The organism is Mesorhizobium sp. M0478 (genome assembly GCF_040321305.1).
Classification (GTDB): Bacteria; Pseudomonadota; Alphaproteobacteria; order Rhizobiales; family Rhizobiaceae; genus Mesorhizobium.
Map to the genome: position 1 here is coordinate 1 of NZ_JAMYRH010000010.1, position 21294 is coordinate 21294.

Genomic DNA, 21294 nt, shown 5'->3' on the forward strand with positions numbered 1-21294 from the left:
TCCGCCTACCACTGAGATTTACATTTTTGCTTTCGTGGGCAGCTTCAGTTGTGTTTAAGAGAATGATCGGGGCGGGCTGGCATCTGGACAATGAGGCATTTTTGTTGATCGCTACGCGATGGAAGACGCCGCTTCTGCTCGGCATTATCTTCTCTCCTATGTTCCTGGCCGGTTGCAGCCAGACCACGTCTTCGCATGGCCTGTCGGTCGCCAGCCTGACCGACGCCATCACGCCCAGCTTCCTTTCGACGCGCGCCTACCGCAACACGCCGAAGGAGAAGGAATGCCTGGAGCGGGCGATGTTCTTCGAGTCCAACCGCTCGAGCCGTGACGGCATGATCGCCGTCGGCACGGTGGTGATGAACCGGCTGCGCTCCGGCAATCATGGCAGCACCATTTGCCAAGTGGTTGGCGAACCGGGCCAGTTCGCGCCCGGCGTGATGACGCGGGCGATGAATTCGAAAGCGATGCCCGATGTCGAGGAGGCCGCCGATGCGGTGCTCAAGGGCGAGCGCAAGGCCAAGCTGAAGAACACGATGTACTTCCACACCGCCGGACTGAGGTTCCCCTACAAGAACATGCATTACACCATGGTTGCCGGCGGCAACGCCTTCTACGAGAAGCGCGGTCGCAACTGGCAGCCGCTGCCGGATGAATCCACGACCATGGTTGCCTCGGCGCAGCCGCGCGCGCCTGTGCCTGAAGCGCCGTTGCAGGTTGCCTACGCCGAGCCGGTGGTGAAGACCATTGTCCGTCCAGATCCTGCCAAGCAGGCCGCGGCGGTTCGCGCAGCCAAGGCGACACGTGCCCCGGCCGAGCAGACCTATGTGACGGCTTCCGCGGCGCCCGCCAAGAGCGCCCGCGTCGCCGCCAAGCAGACGGAGGTGGCGATGCAGGAGCCGATGGCCGAGCCCGATGCCTCGCGTTTCGGCGGCACGCTGAACGCCCGCTACATCACCTCGGTTCCATCGGCAACGCAGGAAGCGTCGATGGGCTTCCAGTCGACGCCTGAGAATACCGATGCTATCGGCGCGATGATTATCGACCAGACCCGGCCAGCGTCAGCTTACTGACGCCTAAAACAGTTTCCAAGCCCGCCATGGCAGCATGGCGGGCTCGGTGCGTATGCGGCATGTTTCAAAGCGCGCGGAAAAATCCTAGATCAGTGCGATGTCGAAGCGAATCGCCGGTCCCGAGATCGAACGCCTGATCCAGCTCCTGGCCAAGGTGCCGGGGCTAGGGCCGCGTTCGGCCAGGCGTGCGGCACTGCACCTCATCAAGAAGAAGGAGCAGCTTTTGTCGCCGCTCGCCGCCGCCATGGCTGAAGCCGCCGACAAGGTGCGCATCTGCACGACCTGCGGCAACGTCGATACCTCCGACCCTTGCATGATCTGCACCGATCCGCGCCGCGATGCCTCGACGCTGATCGTCGTCGAGGATGTCTCCGACCTCTGGGCGCTGGAGCGGGCGGCGGCCATGAATGTGCGCTACCACGTGCTCGGCGGCACGCTGTCGCCGCTCGACGGCATCGGCCCCGACCAGCTCAATGTCCGCTCGCTGGTCGACCGCGTCGCCGGCGGCGAGGTGAAGGAGGTGATCCTCGCCGTCAACGCCACGGTCGAGGGCCAGACGACGGCGCATTATCTCACCGACCAGCTCTCGGGTTTCGAGATCAAGGTCACCAGGCTTGCGCATGGCGTGCCGGTCGGCGGCGAACTCGACTATCTGGATGAGGGGACGCTGGCGGCGGCCTTGCGCTCGCGGACGGCGTTTTGACGCAATTGGCGGGCAGGATGTGCGACATGAAAGCTTCGCATTCTTCGAGGTTTGCGCCAAACACCCCCCTCTGTCCTGCCGGACATCTCCCCCTCATAGGGGGAGATTGGCTGTCGCTTCGGTTTTCGCCTACCACCTGCGTTGAAAGAAGAATGCCGCCCGAGAAGCTGCTGATCTCCCACCTTGAGGGGGAGATGTCCGGCAGGACAGAGGGGTGTGTGAGGGAACGCAAGCCTCCAAGGCTGCTACTATTTTCACTCCTTGCGGCTCTGCTCGCCCTCCTCCTCATCTCCCCCGCCTCCGCCGCCAAAATCGACGACCAGTTCCGCGCCTGGCTGCAAACCGATCTCTGGCCGGAAGCCCAGGCCAAAGGCATCTCCAAATCCACCTTCGACGCCGCTTTCGACGGCGTGAAGCCGAACCTCAAACTGCCCGACCTCGTTCTGCCCGGCGAAAAGCCCAACACGCCGCAGAAGCAGCATCAGGCGGAGTTCGGTTCGCCCGGCGCCTATTTCGCCGAAAAGACGGTGCGCGCCGTCACGTCAGGTGGGCGCACGCGCGAGGCGGCCAACGCCAAGACGCTGGCTGCGATCGAAAAGCGCTACGGTGTCCCGGGCGAGATACTGTTGGCGATCTGGGGCCGCGAGACCGGCTTCGGCGCGGCGAAAATGCCCTACGACGCTTTCGAAGTGCTCGGCACCAAGGCCTTCATGTCGACCAAGAAAGACTTCTTCCGCACCGAAGTGCTGGCGGCGCTCGAGATCGTCGAGCATGGGTTGGCGCCGGTCGGCGCCATGAAATCGTCCTGGGCCGGCGCGCTCGGCCAGCCGCAATTCATGCCGACCTCGTTCCTGAAGCACGCCGTCGACTACGACGGTGACGGCCACCCCGACATCTGGAATTCGACGCCGGACGTGCTGGCCTCGATCGCCAACTATCTCGTCCACTATGGCTGGGTGAAGGGGCGTGGCTGGGGTTTCGAGGTGACGGTGCCGGAAAGCGTTTCCTGCTCGCTCGAAGGTCCCGACCAGGGCAAGAAAATCTCAGCCTGGGCGGCGATGGGAATCAGCCGCGTCGGCGGCAAAGCCTTTCCGGCCGGCGAACTGAAAGCGGAAGGATTCCTTTTGATGCCGGCCGGACGCAGCGGCCCCGCCTTCATCGCCACGCCCAATTTCTACGTGCTGAAACAGTACAACACCAGCGACCTGTACGCCCTGTTCATCGGCCATGGCGCTGACCGCATCGCCCATGGCGATGCTGATTTCGTCGGCAGCTGGGGTGCGGTTGGCGGCCTGCATCGTTCCGACATCGCCGCGCTGCAACGGGCGCTGGAGGCCAAGGGCTACGATGTCGGCAGCGCCGACGGCCTGCCCGGCTTCAAGACCCGCCGCTCGATCGGCAGCTGGCAGGAAAAGAATGGCCGCCCCGCCACCTGCTTCCCCGACGCCGATCTGGTTGCTGCCATCAAGTAACACCGAAAAGAGCAGATTTTTCCCCATCGGCGGCTGCAATTGGCTCGCCCATGCTTCGACGCGCACAGCATATTCCGGTCCAGTATGCCGGCTCGCAAAATGCCCGTTGCCGGTTGGAGGGCTGCCGGATAGGGTGTTGACCAACTGGAAAAAAATCAACACGGTATGGGGTCTAACGGTCGTCCTCCGGCCGCGAAAAAGATTACTGCAGCCCTGAGCCGGGAACTCGGGGTCAACAATCAACAAAACAGGGAACAATCATCATGATGATGGAAAAGTTTGCTCTACGTTCGCGCGTCTGGCTCGCAGGTGCTGCCATGTCCGCTCTGCTCATTGGCGTCGCGCCGGCCTTTGCCGTGACCCCCGCCGACACGCTGGTCGAAGGTTTTGCCATCGACGACATCATCTCCATGGATCCGGGCGAGGCGTTCGAACTGTCGACCGCCGAAGTCACCGGCAACACCTATGATCTGCTGGTCCGCCTCGACCTCAGCGACACCTCCAAGGTCAAGGGCGACCTTGCCGAGAGCTGGACCGTCTCCGACGACGGCCTGGTCTATACGTTCAAGCTCAAGCCCGGCCTAAAGTTCGCTTCGGGCAATCCACTGACGGCCGCCGATGTCGCCTATTCCTTCGAGCGCGCCATCAAGCTGGATAAGCCGCCGGCATTCATCATCAACCAGTTCGGCATCAGCGGCGACAATGTTGCCGACAAGGCCAAGGCCGTCGACGATACCACCTTCCAGTTCACCGTCGACAAGGCCTATGCGCCGAGCTTCGTGTTAAACTGCCTGTCGGCAACGGTCGCTTCGGTCGTCGACGCAAAGCTGGTCAAGGAACATGTCGCCGCGGTGACGCCGAGTGCCGACTACAAATGGGACAACGATTTCGGCAACGCCTTCCTGAAGACCGGTTATGCCGGCTCCGGCGCCTACAAGCTGCGCGAATGGCGGGCCAATGAGGTCGTCGTGCTGGAGCGCAACGACAATTACAATGGCGAGAAGGCCAAGCTCGCCCGCGTCATCTACCGCAACATGAAGGAAAGCTCGGCACAGCGCCTGGCGCTCGAAGCAGGCGACATCGACGTTGCCCGCAACCTCGAGCCGAACGATCTCGACGCCATCGCCAAGAATGCCGATCTCACCACGACCAGCGCGCCGAAGGGTACGGTCTTTTACATCAGTCTCAACCAGAAGAATCCGAACCTCGCCAAGCCCGAGGTTCGCCAGGCGTTCAAATATCTGGTCGACTACGATGCGCTGAGCACGACCATCCTCAAGGGCATTGGCGAGATTCACCAGACCTTCCTGCCCAAGGGCGTGCTGGGCGAACTGGACGAAAATCCGTTCAAGTTCGACGTCGCCAAAGCCAAGGAACTGCTGACCAAGGCCGGCCTGGCCGACGGCTTCAGCGTAACCATGGACGTACGCACGGGACAGCCGACAACGGGCATGGCGGAATCGATCCAGCAGACGCTTGGCCAGGCCGGCATCAAGCTGGAAATTATCCCGGGCGACGGCAAGCAGACGCTGACCAAATACCGCGCCCGCAATCATGACATCTATATCGGCCAGTGGGGCCAGGACTATTTCGATCCGAACTCCAACGCCCAGACCTTTGCCTCAAACCCGGACAATTCTGATGAAGGCAAGACCAAGACGCTGGCCTGGCGCAATGCCTGGGACATCCCGGACCTGACAAAGCAGACCGAAGCAGCCTTGCTGGAGAAGGATGCCGGCAAGCGCGCCGATATGTACAAGAGCCTTGAAAAGACGATCCTCGACACCAGCCCCTTCGTAATCATCCACCAGCAATTGGAAGTGGCAGGCCTGCGCAAAAACCTGAAAGGCTTTGCGCTCGGTCCGAGCTTCGACACCAACTTCGTCGGCCCGGTCTCCAAGGAATAGCGCCGGCGGACGCGCCCTGATGAGCGCGATTGAAAACCAGGCGACGGCGGGGCAGGGAAGCGCCCGCGCCGTCGCTATCTTGTTGGCGATCGGCCGCTTCCTGGTCATCGCCGTCACCACCTATCTCGGCCTGCTCGCGGTGACCTTTTTCATCGGCCGCATCATTCCGATCGATCCGGTGCTGGCGGTGCTCGGCGACCGCGCACCGGCCAATGTCGTCGAGCGCACCCGCCGCGAGATGGGGCTCGACCTGCCGTTGATCGAGCAATTCTATATCTATCTCAAGCATGCGCTGAACGGTGATTTCGGCACCTCTGTGCTGACCACCAATCCTGTGATGACCGACATCCGCCGTGCCTTTCCGGCAACGATCGAACTGGCGACTTTGGGCACTCTGATAGGCTCGTTGATCGGCGTGCCGCTCGGCGTGCTGGCAGCGGTAAAACGCGGCAGTCTCATCGACCAGATCGTTCGCATTGTCGGCCTGATCGGCTATTCCGTGCCTATCTTCTGGATCGGGCTTTTGGGGCTTGTCCTGTTCTACGCCAAGCTCCAATGGGTGGCTTTTCCCGGCCGCCTCGACATCGTCTACGAGTACACATTCACACCGATCACCGGCTTCTACCTGCTCGACGCCGCGCTGCAGGGCCAGTGGGATGTCTTCTACGACGCTTACCGCCACATCATCCTGCCGGCAGGGCTGCTGGGCTATTTCTCGCTCGCCTATATCAGCCGGATGACGCGCTCCTTCATGCTGAACGAGCTGTCGCAGGAATACATCGTCGCCGCGCGCGCCAAGGGCCTGTCTGAAACGCGAATCATCTGGGGCCATGCGCTGCGCAACGCCGCGGTGCCGATGGTCACGGTGATCGCGCTGTCCTATGCCGGGCTGCTCGAAGGTTCGGTGCTGACCGAGACGGTGTTCTCCTGGCCCGGCATCGGCCTCTACATCACCAATTCGCTGCAGAACGCCGACATGAACGCCGTGCTCGGCGGCACCATCGTCATCGGTTCGGTGTTCATCGGCATCAATCTCCTGTCCGATGTTCTCTACAAGGTGCTCGATCCGAGGACGAAGACAGGATGAGCGCCGAAGCAATCCAAACGCGCCGCGATTGGCTGCTCAGCGATCGGCCGGCCTCGCGCATGCAGGCACGGCTCGGCCGCGCCTACGTCGCTTGGCGGCGCTTTTCCGCCAACCGGCTGGCGTTTCTCGGCCTGCTCATCATCATCGCGCTGCTGCTGGTCGCAGCCTTTGCCGATGTGCTGGCGCCCTATTCGCCGACCATCGGCGATCTCAAGAATGCCCGGCTTTTGGCGCCGAGTGCGGCGCATTGGTTCGGCACCGACGATCTCGGCCGCGATATCTATTCGCGCATTCTTTTTGGCTCGCGCTGGACCCTCTATGTCGTCATTCTTGTCGCTGTCATCGCAGCCCCCATCGGCCTTTTGGTCGGCACCGTCGCCGGCTATGCCGGCGGCTGGACCGATGCCATTCTGATGCGCATTACCGACATCTTCCTCGCCTTCCCCAAGCTGATCCTGGCACTGGCCTTTGTCGCGGCCCTTGGCCCCGGCATCGAAAACGCGGTACTGGCCATCGCCATCACCTCGTGGCCGCCTTACGCCCGAATTGCGCGGGCCGAGACGATGACCGTGCGCAATTCGGATTACATCAAGGCGGTGCAATTGATGGGCGCCTCTCCGTTCCGCATCGTGCTGCGCCACATCATGCCGCTCTGCATCTCTTCGCTCATCATCCGGGTGACGCTCGATATGGCCGGCATCATCCTCACCGCCGCCGGCCTCGGCTTCCTCGGCCTGGGCGCCCAGCCGCCGCTGCCGGAATGGGGCACGATGATCGCGTCCGGCCGCCGCTTCGTGCTCGACCAATGGTGGGTGGCCGGCGCGCCGGGCTTCGCCATCCTCATCGTCAGCCTCGGCTTTAACCTGCTTGGCGACGGCCTGCGCGATGCGCTCGATCCCCGGAGTGGCGACCAATGAGTGGTGACCAATGAGCGGTGCACTTCTCGATGTCGACGACCTGCGCGTCACCTTCCCGACTCGGACCGGCCTCATCCAGGCGGTGCGCGGCGTCACTTTTTCGCTTGGCCGAGAGCGGCTGGGCATTGTCGGTGAAAGCGGCTCCGGCAAGTCGCAGACCGGCCGCGCCATCATGGGCCTGACGCCGCCGCAGGCTCTGGTGTCGGCCAAGAAGCTCGCCCTCGACGGCATCGACCTTCTGGCCATACCGGCCCGTCAGCGCCGGGCGCTGCGCGGCAAACGCATCGCCATGATCCTGCAGGATCCGAAATATTCGCTCGACCCGGTGATGAGCATCGGCCGCCAGATCGTCGAGACGCTGCGCACGCATGAAAAGGTCTCCAAGGCCGAAGCGCGCGAGCGGGCGCTGGCCATGCTGGAAGCTGTGCAGATCCGCGATCCCTCGCGTGTCTTCGACCTGCATCCGCACGAGGTGTCCGGCGGGATGGGCCAGCGCGCCATGATCGCAATGATGCTGATCGCCGGACCGGAACTGATGATCGCCGACGAGCCGACCTCGGCGCTCGACGTCACCGTGCAGCTCGATGTGCTCGGCATCCTCGACCGCTTGGTCAGTGAGCGCGGCATGGGCCTGATCTTCATCTCGCACGACCTGCGGCTGGTCGCCTCCTTCTGCGACCGCGTCATCGTCATGTATGCCGGCAAGGTGGTCGAGCAGCTCAAGGCGTCGGAGCTGCGCGACGCCCAGCATCCCTACACGCGCGGCCTGCTCAACTGCATGCCCAGGATCGGTTACGAACGCCACCCGCTGCCGGTGCTCGACCGCAAGCCGGAGTGGGCGGCATGACGCCAGCCATTTCGATTGAAGGGCTGGAGGTGGTGTTCGACCGTTTTCGCGCGCTGAAAGGGGCGAACCTCGAGGTGAAGTCCGGCGAATCCTTCGGCCTGGTCGGCGAGAGCGGTTCCGGCAAGTCGACGCTGCTCAAAGCCATTGCCGGCCTGGTGCCTGTCGCATCCGGTACTATCACGGTCAATGGCAAGACGCTGGGAGCGCGCCGCGACAAGGCTTTTTATCGCGAAGTGCAGATGGTCTTCCAGGACCCCTATGGTTCGCTGCACCCGCGTCAGACCGTCGACCGCCTGCTACAGGAACCGCTCGCCATTCACGGCTTTGCCGATGGCGAGCAACGCATCCAGCGCGCCCTCGACGAGGTCGGATTAGGCAACGGTTTCCGTTTCCGCTACGCGCACCAGCTCTCCGGCGGTCAGCGTCAGCGCGTGGCGATCGCGCGCGCGCTCATCCTCGAACCGTCGATCCTGCTGCTCGACGAACCAACCTCGGCGCTCGACGCTTCGGTGCAGGCCGAAGTGCTCAACCTGCTGGAAGAGGTTCGCCGTCGGCGCAAGCTGACCTTCCTGATGGTCAGCCACGACCTCGCCATCATCACCCATATGTGCGAGCGCCTGATGGTGATGCAGAACGGCGAAGCGGTGGAAAATCTCACCGCGAGCCAGCTGATCGGGCATCGCGTAGAGAAGGATTATACGCGCAATCTGTTGAGGGCGAGCGAGGGGTTTGTGCGGACCGCTTGAATCTGGAGTTTCCTATGGCGGAATGGACGTTCGAAGACCCACCCAATGTCGCGGTGTTGTCGGACAGAAGCATATTTAAACGTGGTGACTGGATCGCATACGTTGTGCACGAAGCTGATGACGACGATAACCACAACGATGAGGGTGGCAGTTGGCAATTTCATAGCAACGACAAGCAAAATCGAGATGAACCCGAGCTAATGCTCGTCAGCCTCCAGAATGTGGTTCAGCGGGATGAGAGCATCCTGGAATTGGCCGATTTGCCAAAAGGCTGGCATGCTTGGCGCAGTTCAAAATTGTCGCCTTGGCAGCGCGCTAAATCACTCCCTGTACCCTCCAACGACAACGAGTGATGCAGGAGGGCTAAGTCGAGCTTTGCGCCAGTTCGCCGTTCTCTGGAACAGATGGTTCGTCCCCCTGCTTAGGCTCCTTGATCCTGAACCACGTCACATAAAGCGCCGGCAGGAACAGCAGCGTGATCGCCGGCGATGATGCCGCCCATCATGGCGTATGCCATCGGGCCCCGGAACACTTCGCGCGCGATCGGGATCAGCGCCAGGCTGGCGGCCGCGGCCGTCAGCGCGATCGGCCGCATGCGGTGCTCGGTCGCTTCGATACGGCTTCCCAGCGGTCTTGGCCCTCGGCCACCAGATCCTCGATCTGCACGATCAGGATCACCTGAGTTGCGGATCAGGATGCCGATCAGCGCCAGGACGCCCAGAATGGCGACGAAGCCGAGCGGTGCGCCGCTCGGCACCAGGGCCGCGACCACGCCGATCAGGCCGAGCGGCGCCACCGCCACCACCAGGAACAGGCGCTGAAAACTTTGCAACTGGATCATCAGGATGGTCGCCATCACGAACAGCATCAGCGGCACCACCGCTGCGGCTTTTTGCGCTTTCTTCGACCGAGCCGGCGGTTGCAACGGAATAGCGGGCGGTAGTTTGGCGATGAAGGCGTCGACCGACGGCTTCAATTCGTTCACGACGGTGGCCGGCAGCACGTCGCCAACGAGGCCTGCGCGAACGGTGATCATCGGGATGCGGTTGCGCCGCCACACCGTCGGCTGTTCGAGGTCGTAGCGGAAGTTCGCCACCGCGGCGAGCGGGATCGCTTCGCCGTTCCCGGTGACGGGTGAGCTGTCACGGACTACCCCGTACGTGTATCGGTCGGCTGGTTAAGACCGGTCTGTCGAAGTGGCCCGCATCGACGACAGGCCCAATCGCCCGGCGGCGGTGCCAACTTGAGGAAAACGTGAAATAAGGTCAGAAGAGGCCTTGGCATTCATCTAACGAGAACGGGCGTCGGCCCGATGAGGGACGAAATGAAGAACGCAGCCATTTCTGAGCGCAAGAACCAGTCGATCTCGCGCGGCGTCGGCATGACGACGCAGATCTATGCCGACCGCGCCGAGAATTCGGAGATCTGGGATGTAGAAGGCCGCCGATACATCGATTTCTCCTCCGGTATCGCCGTCGTCAACACCGGCCACCGCCATCCCAGGGTGATCGAGGCGGTCAAGGCACAGCTCGACCGCTTCACCCATACCTGCCACCAGGTCGTGCCCTATGAGAGCTATGTCAGGCTGGCCGAACGGCTGAACGGCATGCTGCCCGGCAAGTTCGAGAAGAAGACCATCTTCGTCACTACGGGTGCTGAAGCCGTCGAGAACGCCATCAAGATCGCCCGCAACGCCACTGGCCGCCAAGCCGTCATCGCCTTTGCCGGCGGCTTCCACGGCCGCACCTTCATGGGCATGGCGCTGACCGGCAAGGTCGTGCCCTACAAGGTCGGCTTCGGCGCCATGCCGGGCGACGTCTACCACGCGCCGTTTCCGGTGCCGCTGCACGGCGTGTCTACAGCCGATTCGCTGGCCGCACTCGACAAACTGTTCAAGGCCGATGTCGATCCGGCTCGCGTTGCCGCCATCATCATCGAGCCGGTCCAGGGCGAGGGCGGCTTCTACGACGCGCCGCGCGAATTCCTGACGGCGCTGCGCAAGCTCTGCGACCAGCACGGCATGCTGCTGATCGCCGATGAGGTGCAGACCGGCTTTGCCCGCACCGGCAAGATATTCGCCATGGATCATCATGAGGTCGCGGCCGACATTACCACCATGGCGAAAAGCCTGGCCGGCGGCTTCCCGCTGGCGGCGGTCACCGGCCGCGCCGAGATCATGGATGCGCCCGGTCCTGGCGGGCTCGGCGGCACCTATGGCGGCAGCCCGATCGGTGTCGCCGCAGCACACGCCGTGCTCGACGTAATCGAGGACGAAAAGCTGTGCGACCGCGCCAATACGCTGGGCGCCCGGCTGAAACAGCGGCTGCAGTCGATCCGCGACGATGTGCCCGAGATTGTCGACATCAGGGGTCTCGGCTTCATGAACGCGGTCGAGTTCAACGACGTCAAGAAGGGCCTGCCGTCGGCCGAGATCGCCAATGCGATCCGGCTGAAGGCGCTCGACAAGGGGCTGATCCTGCTGACCTGCGGCGTCTACGGCAACGTCATCCGTTTCCTGGCTCCGATCACCATCCAGGACAATGTCATGAACGAGGCGCTCGACATTCTGGAAAGCTCGATCCGCGAAGTCTGCGCTGCCTAGCGCAAACCCTACCTCCCCCTTGTGGGGAGGTCGGACCGCAGGTCCGGGTGGGGGGCCTCGCGCCGACCCCAACCCCGCTGCTTCGCAGCGACCCTCCCCACAAGGGGGAGGGTAAGTGCGTCTAGCCCGCAGCCCGTGCCGGCTCATCCTGCTGGAACGCTGCCAGTGCAGCCTTCAGCCCGTCAGGTCCCTCAGCAATCGTCTGCGCCATCGGCGAAAACCCGGCCCCGAGCATCTTGCGGCCCAGCATATGGTCGCCCGGCCTGTTGACGGATTCGATGCCGAGCAGCCGGCTTCCAGCATAGTGGTAGATCGAGAACTTGTTCTCAGCGAGGTCGCCCAGCACGACATGGCTGTCGCCGCCCGAGGTCAGCCCGACCATCTGCAGTTTCATGTCGCCGATGTCAGACCAGAACCACGGCACCGCCGCATACGCGTCCGTATGGCCGGTGATCGTGCGTGCGGCAAGCCGCGCCTGGTCGGTGGCGTTCTGCACCGATTCCAGCCGCACGTCGCCGCCGGTCGACCAGTGGCGGTAGGAAGCGGCGTCGCCGATGGCCAGAATATCAGGCACTGAGGTGCGCATCTGTTGGTCGACGCGGATGCCATTGGCGACAGTCAGTCCGGCAGCCTGCGCAAGTTCGACATTCGGCACGGCGCCGATGCCGACGATGACCATGCGCGCGGGCAGCCTTTCGCCGGTGGAGGTGATGGCAGCGCAGACATGGCCGTTTTCCCCTTCCAGCCCGGCAATGGTGGTGCCGGTGAGGATACGCACGCCGATCGCCTCCAGCCGTTGGCGGACATGGCTCGCCACCACCGGCGCCACGGCGCGGCCAAGCAGCCGGTCGACAGCCTCGACCAGGGTGACGTTGCGGCCGGCGGCCCTCAGCGTTGCCGCGATCTCCAGCCCGATGAAGCCGCCGCCGAGGATGACCACGTCTTCGCTTTGGGCGCTGAGCGCGCGGATCAGCCGCGCATCGGCGATCGAGCGCAGCGACAGCACGCCCGAGAGGTCGGCGCCCGGCAGCGGCAGAAGCCGCGGCCGCGAACCGGTGGCCAGGATGAGCCGGTCGAACGGCAGCACGCCGCCGCCCGCTACCTCCAGCTTGCAGCCTGCCGTATCGAGGCTGTCTATTCGGATGCCCGGCCTGAAGTCGATGGCGCTGCCGGTGTAAAAGGCCTCGCCGCGCAAGGGTTGCGGCTTGGCATCGGCGTCCTTGATGAAGGTCTTCGACAGCGGCGGCTTGTGATAGGGCAGATCGGTTTCGTCGCCGATCAGTATGACAGGCCCGTCATAGCCTTCCTCGCGCAGGCTGGCGGCCGCTTGCACGCCCGCATGACCCGCACCGACAATGACGACCCCGTTCTTCATCGCAACCCGAATTCCTGTTTCAAATCTGGAGCATGATGCCGAAAAGTGTGAAGCGGTTTTCGGACGACATCATGCTTTGATTGTGAGCCGTTCCGCCAGATGGCGATTGTCTGCCGCCGTCGCAAGAGCCCCGGTCCGGGTCGCACCCGGAACGGTCGCTTGTCAATCGCGGCGTCTCTCACCTTGGCTGCTGGCTACGATTTAAAGTTGATAGTGCTAGTTTAGAATAATTCTAAACTGTTGTTTCAATTGAATTTTCTAGGATTCACCAGTTGACTTGCGGCCTCGCCATCGTTTTATGGAGGCTCGCGCGTCAGCGCATCCCTTTGATGTTTGGGCCTTGAACCCGTTCGATTGGAGGCATTTGGTGTCTTTCTCCCGTGAGCCGCAGAGCGGCGCGGCATCTGTGGTGTCCTACGGCATGCCTATGTCCCGGCACCGTTTGGCACGCGCGCCTTTTACCGAATCCCCTTTGGACTGGAGACTGATGATGACAGCGCGATATGGCGGCAGACTGGCTGCGATCGGTGCCACGGCTATGTTGACGGCGGCGGTTTTCATCCTGCCGGCCAAGGCGGCGGAGATCGATGCCAAGGCGGTCATCAAGACCTATTCCGACATCGCGCTGGCCAAGTACGAGGATTCGCTGACCACGGCGCAGGCGCTCGACAAGGCTGTCGACGCGCTGCTTGCCAACCCGTCGGCGGACACGCTGAATGCCGCCCGCGATGCCTGGAAGGCGTCGCGCGTGCCCTACCAGCAGACCGAGGTCTACCGCTTCGGCAACAAGATCGTCGACGACTGGGAAGGCAAGGTGAACTCCTGGCCGCTCGACGAAGGCCTGATCGACTACGTCGCCAAGAGCTACGGCACCGAGTCCGACGCCAACGCGCTCTACACCGCCAATGTCATCGCCAACAAGGACATCGAGATCGACGGCAAGAAGGTCGACGCCTCGAAGCTTTCGCCGGAGTTCCTCGCCGGCACGCTGCAGGAGGCCGGCGGCATCGAGGCCAATGTCGCCACCGGTTATCACGCCATCGAATTCCTGCTCTGGGGCCAGGATTTGCACGGCACCGGCCCGGGCGCCGGCGAGCGTCCGTTCACCGACTACGACCTCAAGAACTGCACCGGCGGCAATTGCGATCGCCGGGCCGAGTATCTGAAGTCGGCCAGCGATCTTCTGGTCTCCGACCTGCAGGAGATGGTCGGCAACTGGAAGGAAGACGGCGCCGCCCGCAAGAACCTCGTCGATGGCCAGCCGAACACCGCTATCTCGGTGATCTTCAACGGCATGGGCTCGCTGTCCTACGGCGAACTGGCCGGGGAGCGCATGAAACTCGGCCTGCTGCTGCACGATCCCGAAGAGGAGCACGACTGCTTCTCGGATAATACCTACAACTCGCATCTCTATGACGCCATCGGCATCCGCGCCGCCTATCTCGCCAGCTACACGCGCGCCGACGGCACCGTCGTTTCAGGCCCGTCGGTGCACGATATGGTCAAGGCGGCCGATCCGGCGATCGACAAGGAACTGTCCGACAAGCTCGATGTCTCGGTCGCCAAGATGGAGGCGATCAAGGCGCGGGAAGTGGCCGGCGAGGCCTACGACCAGCAGATCGCCGAGGGCAACACCGAAGGCAATGCTACCGTGCAGGCGGCAATCGACGCGCTGGTCGACCAGACCAAGTCGATCGAACGCGCCGTCGGCGCGCTGAACCTGAACAACATAGCCTTCGAGGGGTCCGACAGCCTCGACGCACCGGACAAGGTGTTCAAGTAGCACCCCAACCAACTACCAGCCAAACGGCGCGGAGGGGCGCCGTCAGCCAGAGCCAATCCATGCTGATCTGCCATTGCAACATCATCACCGAAAAGGAGATTGAGCAGACGATCGTCGATCTGCTGGATCAGGACCCCTGGCAACTGATCGTGCCGGCGAAGGTCTATCACACGATGCAAAAGCGCGGTCGCTGTTGCGGCTGCTTCCCAAATGTGGTCGAAACGATCATTCGGGTCACCGAAAATTACCACACCCGTTCGGAGGCGAGCGGCGTGGACATCGTTTCACACCTGGATCGCGTCAGAGGCCTGCGCGTCCAATATGGGAGCAGAATCCATGAAAGGCGAACCGCAGATCATCGAGCGGCTTAACGAGGCTCTGTTCCTGGAGCTTGGCGCCGTCAATCAATACTGGGTGCATTTCCGCCTGCTCGAAGATTGGGGATATGCCAAGCTGGCAAAGAAGGAACGCGCCGAATCGATCGAGGAGATGCACCATGCCGACCGGCTGGTGGCCCGTATCATCTTCCTCGAAGGGCATCCCAATTTGCAGTCCGTGGCGCCGTTGCGCATCGGCCAGAACGTCAAGGAAGTGCTCGAATCCGATCTCGCCGGCGAATATGACGCACGCACCGCCTACAAGCGTTCGCGCGAGATCTGCAACGAAGCCGGCGACTACGTGACGATGAAGCTGTTCGAGGAATTGCTGGCGGATGAGGAAGGTCACATCGACTTCCTCGAGACGCAGCTCGACCTCCTTGCCTCGATCGGCGAGGAAAAATACGGCCAGCTCAACGCCGCATCGGCGGACGAGGCGGAATAGGACCATGCAGGAATGCGGCGCCCCATAGATATTCTGCGCCGCTTGCGGCGGGCCGCCGGCCCGCTGCTCCTCAAAAACCCGCGATATCAGGCCTTTCGCGGGCTTTCGGTTGTAACCCTGGCGGCAATTTTGGCCCCGGCCCTGGCCGGATCGTCGGAACCGGTCGGCCTCGCCACGAGCCGCACCGACCTGACGCCGAAGGACCAGGCCCGCGTCCTTGCAGTTACCAGGCCAACCCAGGATTTCTCCAAGCCCGAATCCTTCGAAACGATGCAAGGCGGCGCCGGCACGTCGCGCAAGCAGGTCGACCGCGACGCCTTCTCGCAACCCTCTGAAAACATTACCTTCGAGGAACAGGGCAATTTCAAGCTCGGCAATGCGCTTTTCCGCAAGAACTGGGTGTCGTCGCCATCCTCGACCCAGGCCTCGGACGGTCTCGGACCCCTGTTCAACGAGCGCGCCTGCCAGAATTGCCATTTGAAGGATGGCCGCGGCCGCCCGCCGGCCGCCGACAGCCGCACCACGTCGATGTTCCTGCGGCTAGCGCGCGATGCGAGCACGGCCGAGGAAAAGACCGAGATCGCCGCGCACAAGGTGCTGAACTTCCCCGATCCGGTCTACGGCGCGCAGTTGCAGGGACTGGCGGTGCCCGGCCTCAAGGGCGAAGGCCGCATGTATGTCGACTATCGCGAGGAAAAGGTCACGCTCGGCGACGGCAGCCTGGTTTGGCTGCGCAAGCCGAGCTATTCGGTCGACGGGCTTGGCTACGGCCCGCTTGACCCGCGCACCACGCTGTCGCCGCGCCTGACGCCGCCAATGATCGGCCTTGGCCTGATCGAGCAGATCGCGCCGGCCGACCTCCTTGCCCATGCCGATCCCGACGACCGCGACGGCATTTCCGGCAAGCCCAACATGGTGCGTGACCTCAGCAGTGGGCAACTGACGCTTGGCCGCTTCGGTTGGAAGGCCCAGACCGCGTCGATCCGCCAGCAGGCGGCGGACGCCTTTGCCGGCGACATCGGCATTTCGACGCCGGAAGAGCCCAGTCACTGGGGCGATTGCACCGCAGCCGAAGAGGCCTGTTTGGCCATGCCCAATGGCGTGCAGAAGCGGCTCGGCCCGGTCGAGGCGCCACCACCGGTGATGGACCTCGTCACCTTCTATTCGCAGAACCTTGCGGTGCCGGCGCGGCGCGATGTCGGCGCACCCGCCGTGCTCGCCGGCAAGAAGCTGTTCTACGAGATGGGCTGCATTGCCTGTCATACGCCGAAATTCGTCACCATGCGCGGGAACAAGGCGCAGGCGTTCCAACTGATCTGGCCCTATTCCGACTTTCTGCTGCACGACATGGGGCCTGGCCTTGCCGACGGCCAGGCGGTGGGCGATGCCACGGGCAGTGAATGGCGCACCCCGCCGCTATGGGGCATCGGCCTGACAAAGACCGTCAACGGCAACGCTTTCTTCCTGCATGACGGGCGTGCGCGCACGCTTGCCGAAGCGATCCTGTGGCATGGTGGCGAGGGGCAGAAAGCGCGCGATCGCTTCGCCGCCGCCAATACGGCCGACCGCGATGCTCTCATCAAATTCCTGGAGTCATTCTGATGCTCAAGCGGGTTTTGCCTGTTCTACTCCTCCCATTGGCTCTGTTCGGTGCGTCCCCGGCATCGGCCTCGGTGAAAGCCTCCGACGTGATCCAAAGAGCGATCGACGGCTTTGTACGCCCCGCCTATGCCAGCCTGCATGGCCATGCCGGCACCTTGGCGAAGGCCATGGACGCGCTCTGCCAGGCGCCGTCGCAGGGTAACCTCGATGCCGCGCATGCCGGATTCTCGGCCACGGTCGCAGCCTGGTCGTCGGCTGAAATCATCGGCTTCGGGCCAATCAAGGAGAACAACCGGCTGGAGCGCATGCTCTACTGGCCGGACCGAAAGAGCATCGGCCTGAAGCAGGTGCAGGCGGCGCTGGCCGGCAAGGATCCGACCGCCACCGATCCGGCGCAGCTGGCGGGCAAGAGTGTCGCGATGCAGGGATTAGGGGCGCTTGAGTTCGTGCTTTACGGCGACGGCGCCGAGACGCTCGTCGGCAAGGACGAGCCCTATCGCTGCGCCTATGGCGCGGCGATCGCCAAGAATATCGAGACCATGGCGGCCGATGTCGACGCCGCCTGGAAAAAACCGGACGGTTTTGCAGGCCTGTGGGCCAATCCCGGACCCGACAATGCGCTTTACCGCGACGGCACTGAAGCGGTGACCGAATTGGTCGGCGTGTTCATCAATGAACTCGAAATGGTGCGCGACGTGCGCCTCAAAGGTTTTCTCGGCGCCAAACCGCAGGGTGACAAGCCGAGGCAAGCGATCTACTGGCGCTCGCAAAACACCGGCCTTTCATTAGCCGGCAACCTCTCCGGCATTGATGCGCTGTTCCAGGCCTCGAAGCTCGGCGACGCGCTGCCCGAGGATAGCAGATGGATGGCGGAATCCATCCATATCCAGCTCATCAATGGCGTTGCCACTGCCAAATCCATCCAGGGTCGGATCGACAAGACGCTCGCCGATCCCGCGGAGCGCGGAAAACTCGAACATTTCGCGCTGATCACCTCCAGCCTGTCGGGCTTGATCGGCACCCGGCTAACCGCCGAGTTCGGCCTGACCGCCGGCTTTTCGTCACTGGACGGGGACTGACCAATGGTTGCGACACGCACGCCGCTGATGGACCGCCGCGATTTTCTCAGAGCTGCCGGCGCCGGCTTCGTCGCGTCAATGGCGCCGCGGGCCTGGGCGGACACGCTTGCCGCCGATGCCGTCTTTGCCACCGCCTTCGTCAAGCGCGACGGCAGCTTTGGCGCCGCTGTGTTGTCGGAAGCCGGAAAAGTATTGCATGCGATCGACCTGCCCGACCGTGGCCACGACGTCACCTTCGATCCGGTCTCGAAGCGCTCCGTGGTCTTCGCCCGGCAACCCGGCACCTTCGCCGTGGTCTTCGACCATGCCGGCCGCGAGCCGCCGCTGACCATCGCCAGCATCACCGGTCGGCATTTCTTCGGCCACGGTGTGTTTTCCACCGACGGCGCGCTGCTTTACGTCACCGAAAACAATTTCGACAATGCCGCCGGCGTCGTCGGGATCTACGACGCACGGGCCAAGTTCAGCCGCATCGGCGAGTTTCCGACCTATGGCATGGGGCCGCATGAGCTCTTGCTGCTCGGAGACGGCCGGACGATCGCCATCGCCAATGGCGGCATCGAGACCCATCCCGACTATGGCCGCGCCGAGCTCAACATCGCCACCATGAAGCCGTCCTATGTGCTGGTCGATCGCACAACCGGCGATCTCATCGAAAAGCACGAACTGCCGCCGGCTCTGCACCAGCTGTCGATTCGCCACATGGATGCCGACCCCACAGGCACCATCTGGTTCGGCTGCCAGTACCGCGGGCCGGGCACCGAGCGGCCACCGCTGGTCGGCCGCGCCACGCGCGGCAAGGGGCTGCAGCTGCTCGACATGCCGCAGGACGTGCTATCCGGCTTCCGGAATTACATCGGCTCGGTCGCCGCCAACCCGATTGCCGGCACGGTCGCGGTGTCTTCGCCGGAAGGCAATTCGCTGGCCGTCATCGACGCCGCCAGCGGCAAGATCGTCGCCACCAAGGCGCTGGTCGAGGTCTGCGGCCTGGCGCCCGACGGCCCGGGCTTCATGGCAACCACGGGTGCCGGCGAAATCATCGAAGGCAGCGGCGCGACGCGCTCCGAGCCCGACTATGTCTGGGACAACCACATGCTGCGCATCGCGCCGGCGGCGTAAGTCGTCCGGCCTGCACCGAGCGAAGCCGCTTAACAATTTACGCGCTGGCTCTTGCGGCGGCGCGCCGTGGCGGGCAGAGGGAGACTGTTTTTCGAACCGGTCGCCCATGAAACTGCTCGCCATCGACTGTGCCGCCAATCTCTGCGCCGCTTGCGTCTATGACGCATCGGGCGGCAGAGAGCTCGGCCGCTCGGTATTCGATCTCGGCAAAGGCCACGCCGAACACCTAATGGCTGTCATTGACGAAGCGTTGAAAGCGGACGGCACCGATTATGCCGGCCTTGGCGCCGTTGCGGTCTCCATCGGTCCGGGTTCCTTCACCGGCCTGCGGGTGGGCGTCTCGGCGGCTCGCGGCCTGGCGCTGGCGCTGAAGATCCCGGCGATCGGGGTAACGACACTGGAGGCGCTGGCGGCCGAGGCGAGGGCGGCATTTCCCGGCCGCCCGATCCTGGCCGCTCTCGATGCCGGCCGCGAGGAGATACATGCCGCGTTTTACGACGCAGATACGATTTTGCGCTATGGTCCGGCGGTGACCACACTTGCGCAAGCCGCGGGAATGGCGGCGGACATTCGTCCGGTGCTTGCCGGCACGGCCGCCGTACAGATCGCAGCCGCGGCCGGTCGCGATTTCGATATCGGCCCGACGGCTGCCACCGCCGACATTGCCGTCTACGCCCGGCTCGCCGCTGCAAAAGGCGAGGGCGACAAGCCGAAGCCACTCTATCTGCGCGGCGCCGATGCCAAGCCGCAGGCCGGGTTCATCCTGTTGAGGCAGGAAAAGTGATGCGCATCCCTTTCCTCCAGCCGCGCCGCAGGGACTATGCGCTCGAGCCGCTGACCATCGCCGACAGCCCGGCAGCGTCGGTGCTGCATCGCGAGGATTTCGTCCGGCCCTGGACCGATGGCGAGTTCGCCGCGTTGCTCGAACAGGAAACCGTGTTCGGCTATGCCGCGCGCGAAATCGGCCAGGGCGCCAAGCCGCCGGTCGGCTTCGTGCTGGCCAGGCTTGCAGCCGGCGAGGGCGAAATTCTGACCGTGGCGGTGGCGCGCTCGCATCGCCGCCAGGGGCTCGGCTGGCAGTTGATGGACGCGGTACTGCGCGAATTGCATGCGCAGCGCGCCGAGGCGCTGTTCCTTGAGGTCGACGAGACCAATGTCGCTGCGATCGCCCTCTACCGGCGGCTCGGCTTCCGCCAGGTCGGCCACCGCGCCAATTATTACCGCTCGACCGAACATGGTCCTACCGGCGCGCTTGTCATGCGCCGCGATCTTCGCTAGCCAAAGTTTTGGGGCAGGGCCAAGCTGCATGATCGGAAAAATCAGGATTTTCCTGGCGCTGAGCCTCGTTGTCGTCGGTTCGCTGGTCCTTGTGCCTTTGCAGCTGCTGTCGATGAAGACCGGGATCTGGCGCGAGACGGTCATTCTGAAGGTCTGGCACAGCCTCATCGTCCGGACGCTCGGTCTGCGCATCCATGTCAAAGGCGCACTGTCCAGTCACCGCCCGCTGCTGGTCGCCTCGAACCATATCTCCTGGACCGACATCATGGTGCTGGGCTCCTTTGCCGATGTGACATTCATCGCCCGGGCGGACATGGAGGGATGGCCGCTGATCGGCTGGCTGTCGAAACTGCAGCGTACGGTCTTCATCGAACGCGAGCGCAAGCGGACAGCTGGCGACCAGGCCAGCGAGATCGCCAGCCGCATGGCCAAGGGCGACGCCATGGTGCTGTTTGCCGAGGGCTCTACCGGCGACGGCAACACCATCCTGCCGTTCAAGAGCACCTTGTTCGGCGCCGCGTCGATGGCGATTTCGGAAGGCGCGGCCGAGCAGGTCTTCATCCAGCCGCTGGCGATTGCCTACACGCGGGTGCACGGCGTGCCTCTCGGCCGCCGCCACCGGCCGCTCGCTGCCTGGATCGGCGATCAGGACCTGATGCCGCATCTCAAGGTGCTGATGGCCGAAGGCGCCATTGACGTCGAGGTGCATTTCGGCGAGCCCATCGCCTTTTCCAAGGGCTCGAACCGCAAGGAAACGTCGAGGCTGATGGAAACCCAGGTGCGCGCCATGATGCAGGCCGCGCTCGCCGATCCCCGCCCAAGCCGCTAGCGCAGGCCGGGCGCCTACAGGCCGATGCCCGAGAATCGTCTGTTTTTTGTCAC

The 21294-nt window shown here is 63.5% G+C and carries 21 protein-coding genes; 19 read left to right on the forward strand and 2 right to left on the reverse strand.

Going from position 1 to position 21294, the window contains the following annotated elements:
• The first annotated feature begins 104 nt into the window (after positions 1-104).
• The 9 genes from NKI64_RS22165 (at position 105) to NKI64_RS22205 (ending at position 9105) form a co-directional block, all read left to right on the forward strand.
• Complete coding sequence (locus NKI64_RS22165) at positions 105-1073, forward strand: cell wall hydrolase (RefSeq protein ID WP_023725787.1); 969 nt, start codon at positions 105-107, stop codon at positions 1071-1073.
• Positions 1074-1170: 97 nt separating this feature from the next.
• Positions 1171-1776, forward strand: a complete 606-nt coding sequence (recR, locus tag NKI64_RS22170) for a recombination mediator RecR (protein ID WP_023696745.1) — start codon at positions 1171-1173, stop codon at positions 1774-1776.
• 194 nt (positions 1777-1970) lie between these two features.
• Positions 1971-3248 carry a lytic murein transglycosylase gene (locus tag NKI64_RS22175; protein ID WP_352669985.1) on the forward strand — a complete coding sequence of 426 codons (1278 nt, stop codon included), beginning with the start codon at positions 1971-1973 and terminating at the stop codon, positions 3246-3248.
• Between the two features lie 263 nt (positions 3249-3511).
• A complete protein-coding gene (locus tag NKI64_RS22180; RefSeq protein ID WP_023682026.1) occupies positions 3512-5155 on the forward strand; it encodes an ABC transporter substrate-binding protein in 1644 nt (547 codons plus the stop codon).
• 19 nt (positions 5156-5174) lie between these two features.
• On the forward strand, positions 5175-6242 hold the full coding sequence (locus NKI64_RS22185; RefSeq protein WP_023682025.1) for an ABC transporter permease: 1068 nt from the start codon (positions 5175-5177) through the stop codon (positions 6240-6242).
• Entirely contained in the window at positions 6239-7159 is a 921-nt protein-coding gene (gene nikC / locus NKI64_RS22190) for a nickel transporter permease (protein ID WP_023682024.1), read from the forward strand. The genes NKI64_RS22185 and nikC overlap by 4 nt, the downstream gene beginning before the upstream one ends.
• A 10-nt stretch (positions 7160-7169) precedes the next feature.
• A complete protein-coding gene (locus NKI64_RS22195) occupies positions 7170-8006 on the forward strand; it encodes an ABC transporter ATP-binding protein (RefSeq protein ID WP_023682023.1) in 837 nt (278 codons plus the stop codon).
• On the forward strand, positions 8003-8752 hold the full coding sequence (locus tag NKI64_RS22200; RefSeq protein ID WP_023682022.1) for an ABC transporter ATP-binding protein: 750 nt from the start codon (positions 8003-8005) through the stop codon (positions 8750-8752). Before NKI64_RS22195 ends, NKI64_RS22200 begins: the two co-directional genes overlap by 4 nt.
• 14 nt (positions 8753-8766) lie before the next feature.
• Positions 8767-9105 carry a hypothetical protein gene (locus NKI64_RS22205; protein WP_023682021.1) on the forward strand — a complete coding sequence of 113 codons (339 nt, stop codon included), beginning with the start codon at positions 8767-8769 and terminating at the stop codon, positions 9103-9105.
• Positions 9106-9173: 68 nt separating this feature from the next.
• Here the strand turns inward: NKI64_RS22205 and NKI64_RS22210 are convergent, their stop codons facing one another.
• Positions 9174-9848, reverse strand: coding sequence for an efflux RND transporter permease subunit (locus tag NKI64_RS22210; protein WP_023826831.1), 675 nt, complete (start codon positions 9846-9848; stop codon positions 9174-9176).
• 228 nt (positions 9849-10076) lie between these two features.
• Between NKI64_RS22210 and NKI64_RS22215 the strand changes: the two genes are divergently transcribed.
• On the forward strand, positions 10077-11354 hold the full coding sequence (locus NKI64_RS22215; protein ID WP_352669990.1) for a 4-aminobutyrate--2-oxoglutarate transaminase: 1278 nt from the start codon (positions 10077-10079) through the stop codon (positions 11352-11354).
• A gap of 121 nt (positions 11355-11475) precedes the next feature.
• Here NKI64_RS22215 and NKI64_RS22220 read toward each other — a convergent pair whose 3' ends face one another.
• Positions 11476-12729 carry an NAD(P)/FAD-dependent oxidoreductase gene (locus NKI64_RS22220; RefSeq protein WP_352669993.1) on the reverse strand — a complete coding sequence of 418 codons (1254 nt, stop codon included), beginning with the start codon at positions 12727-12729 and terminating at the stop codon, positions 11476-11478.
• 490 nt (positions 12730-13219) lie between these two features.
• Here NKI64_RS22220 and NKI64_RS22225 point away from each other — a divergent pair, with 490 nt between their 5' ends.
• The 9 genes from NKI64_RS22225 (at position 13220) to olsA (ending at position 21241) form a co-directional block, all read left to right on the forward strand.
• Positions 13220-14512: an imelysin family protein gene (locus tag NKI64_RS22225; protein ID WP_352669996.1), complete on the forward strand. Its 1293-nt coding sequence runs from the start codon at positions 13220-13222 to the stop codon at positions 14510-14512.
• A 59-nt stretch (positions 14513-14571) separates the two neighbouring features.
• Complete coding sequence (locus NKI64_RS22230) at positions 14572-14883, forward strand: (2Fe-2S)-binding protein (RefSeq protein WP_023669536.1); 312 nt, start codon at positions 14572-14574, stop codon at positions 14881-14883.
• A complete protein-coding gene (gene bfr / locus NKI64_RS22235; protein ID WP_023669537.1) occupies positions 14849-15334 on the forward strand; it encodes a bacterioferritin in 486 nt (161 codons plus the stop codon). Before NKI64_RS22230 ends, bfr begins: the two co-directional genes overlap by 35 nt.
• A 12-nt stretch (positions 15335-15346) precedes the next feature.
• The gene (locus NKI64_RS22240; RefSeq protein WP_023703488.1) at positions 15347-16936 is read left to right on the forward strand and encodes a di-heme oxidoreductase family protein; all 1590 of its coding nucleotides are present in this window, start codon (positions 15347-15349) and stop codon (positions 16934-16936) included.
• Entirely contained in the window at positions 16936-18015 is a 1080-nt protein-coding gene (locus tag NKI64_RS22245; protein ID WP_023682016.1) for an imelysin family protein, read from the forward strand. Before NKI64_RS22240 ends, NKI64_RS22245 begins: the two co-directional genes overlap by 1 nt.
• 3 nt (positions 18016-18018) lie before the next feature.
• Entirely contained in the window at positions 18019-19134 is a 1116-nt protein-coding gene (locus tag NKI64_RS22250) for a DUF1513 domain-containing protein (RefSeq protein WP_023669540.1), read from the forward strand.
• Between the two features lie 106 nt (positions 19135-19240).
• Positions 19241-19918 carry a tRNA (adenosine(37)-N6)-threonylcarbamoyltransferase complex dimerization subunit type 1 TsaB gene (gene tsaB / locus NKI64_RS22255; protein ID WP_352670000.1) on the forward strand — a complete coding sequence of 226 codons (678 nt, stop codon included), beginning with the start codon at positions 19241-19243 and terminating at the stop codon, positions 19916-19918.
• Positions 19918-20412 (forward strand): ribosomal protein S18-alanine N-acetyltransferase, encoded by a 495-nt coding sequence (gene rimI / locus NKI64_RS22260; RefSeq protein WP_023669542.1) that lies wholly within the window; start codon positions 19918-19920, stop codon positions 20410-20412. Before tsaB ends, rimI begins: the two co-directional genes overlap by 1 nt.
• 28 nt (positions 20413-20440) lie before the next feature.
• Positions 20441-21241, forward strand: coding sequence for a lyso-ornithine lipid O-acyltransferase (gene olsA / locus NKI64_RS22265; protein WP_352670003.1), 801 nt, complete (start codon positions 20441-20443; stop codon positions 21239-21241).
• The last annotated feature ends 53 nt before the right edge of the window (positions 21242-21294 follow it).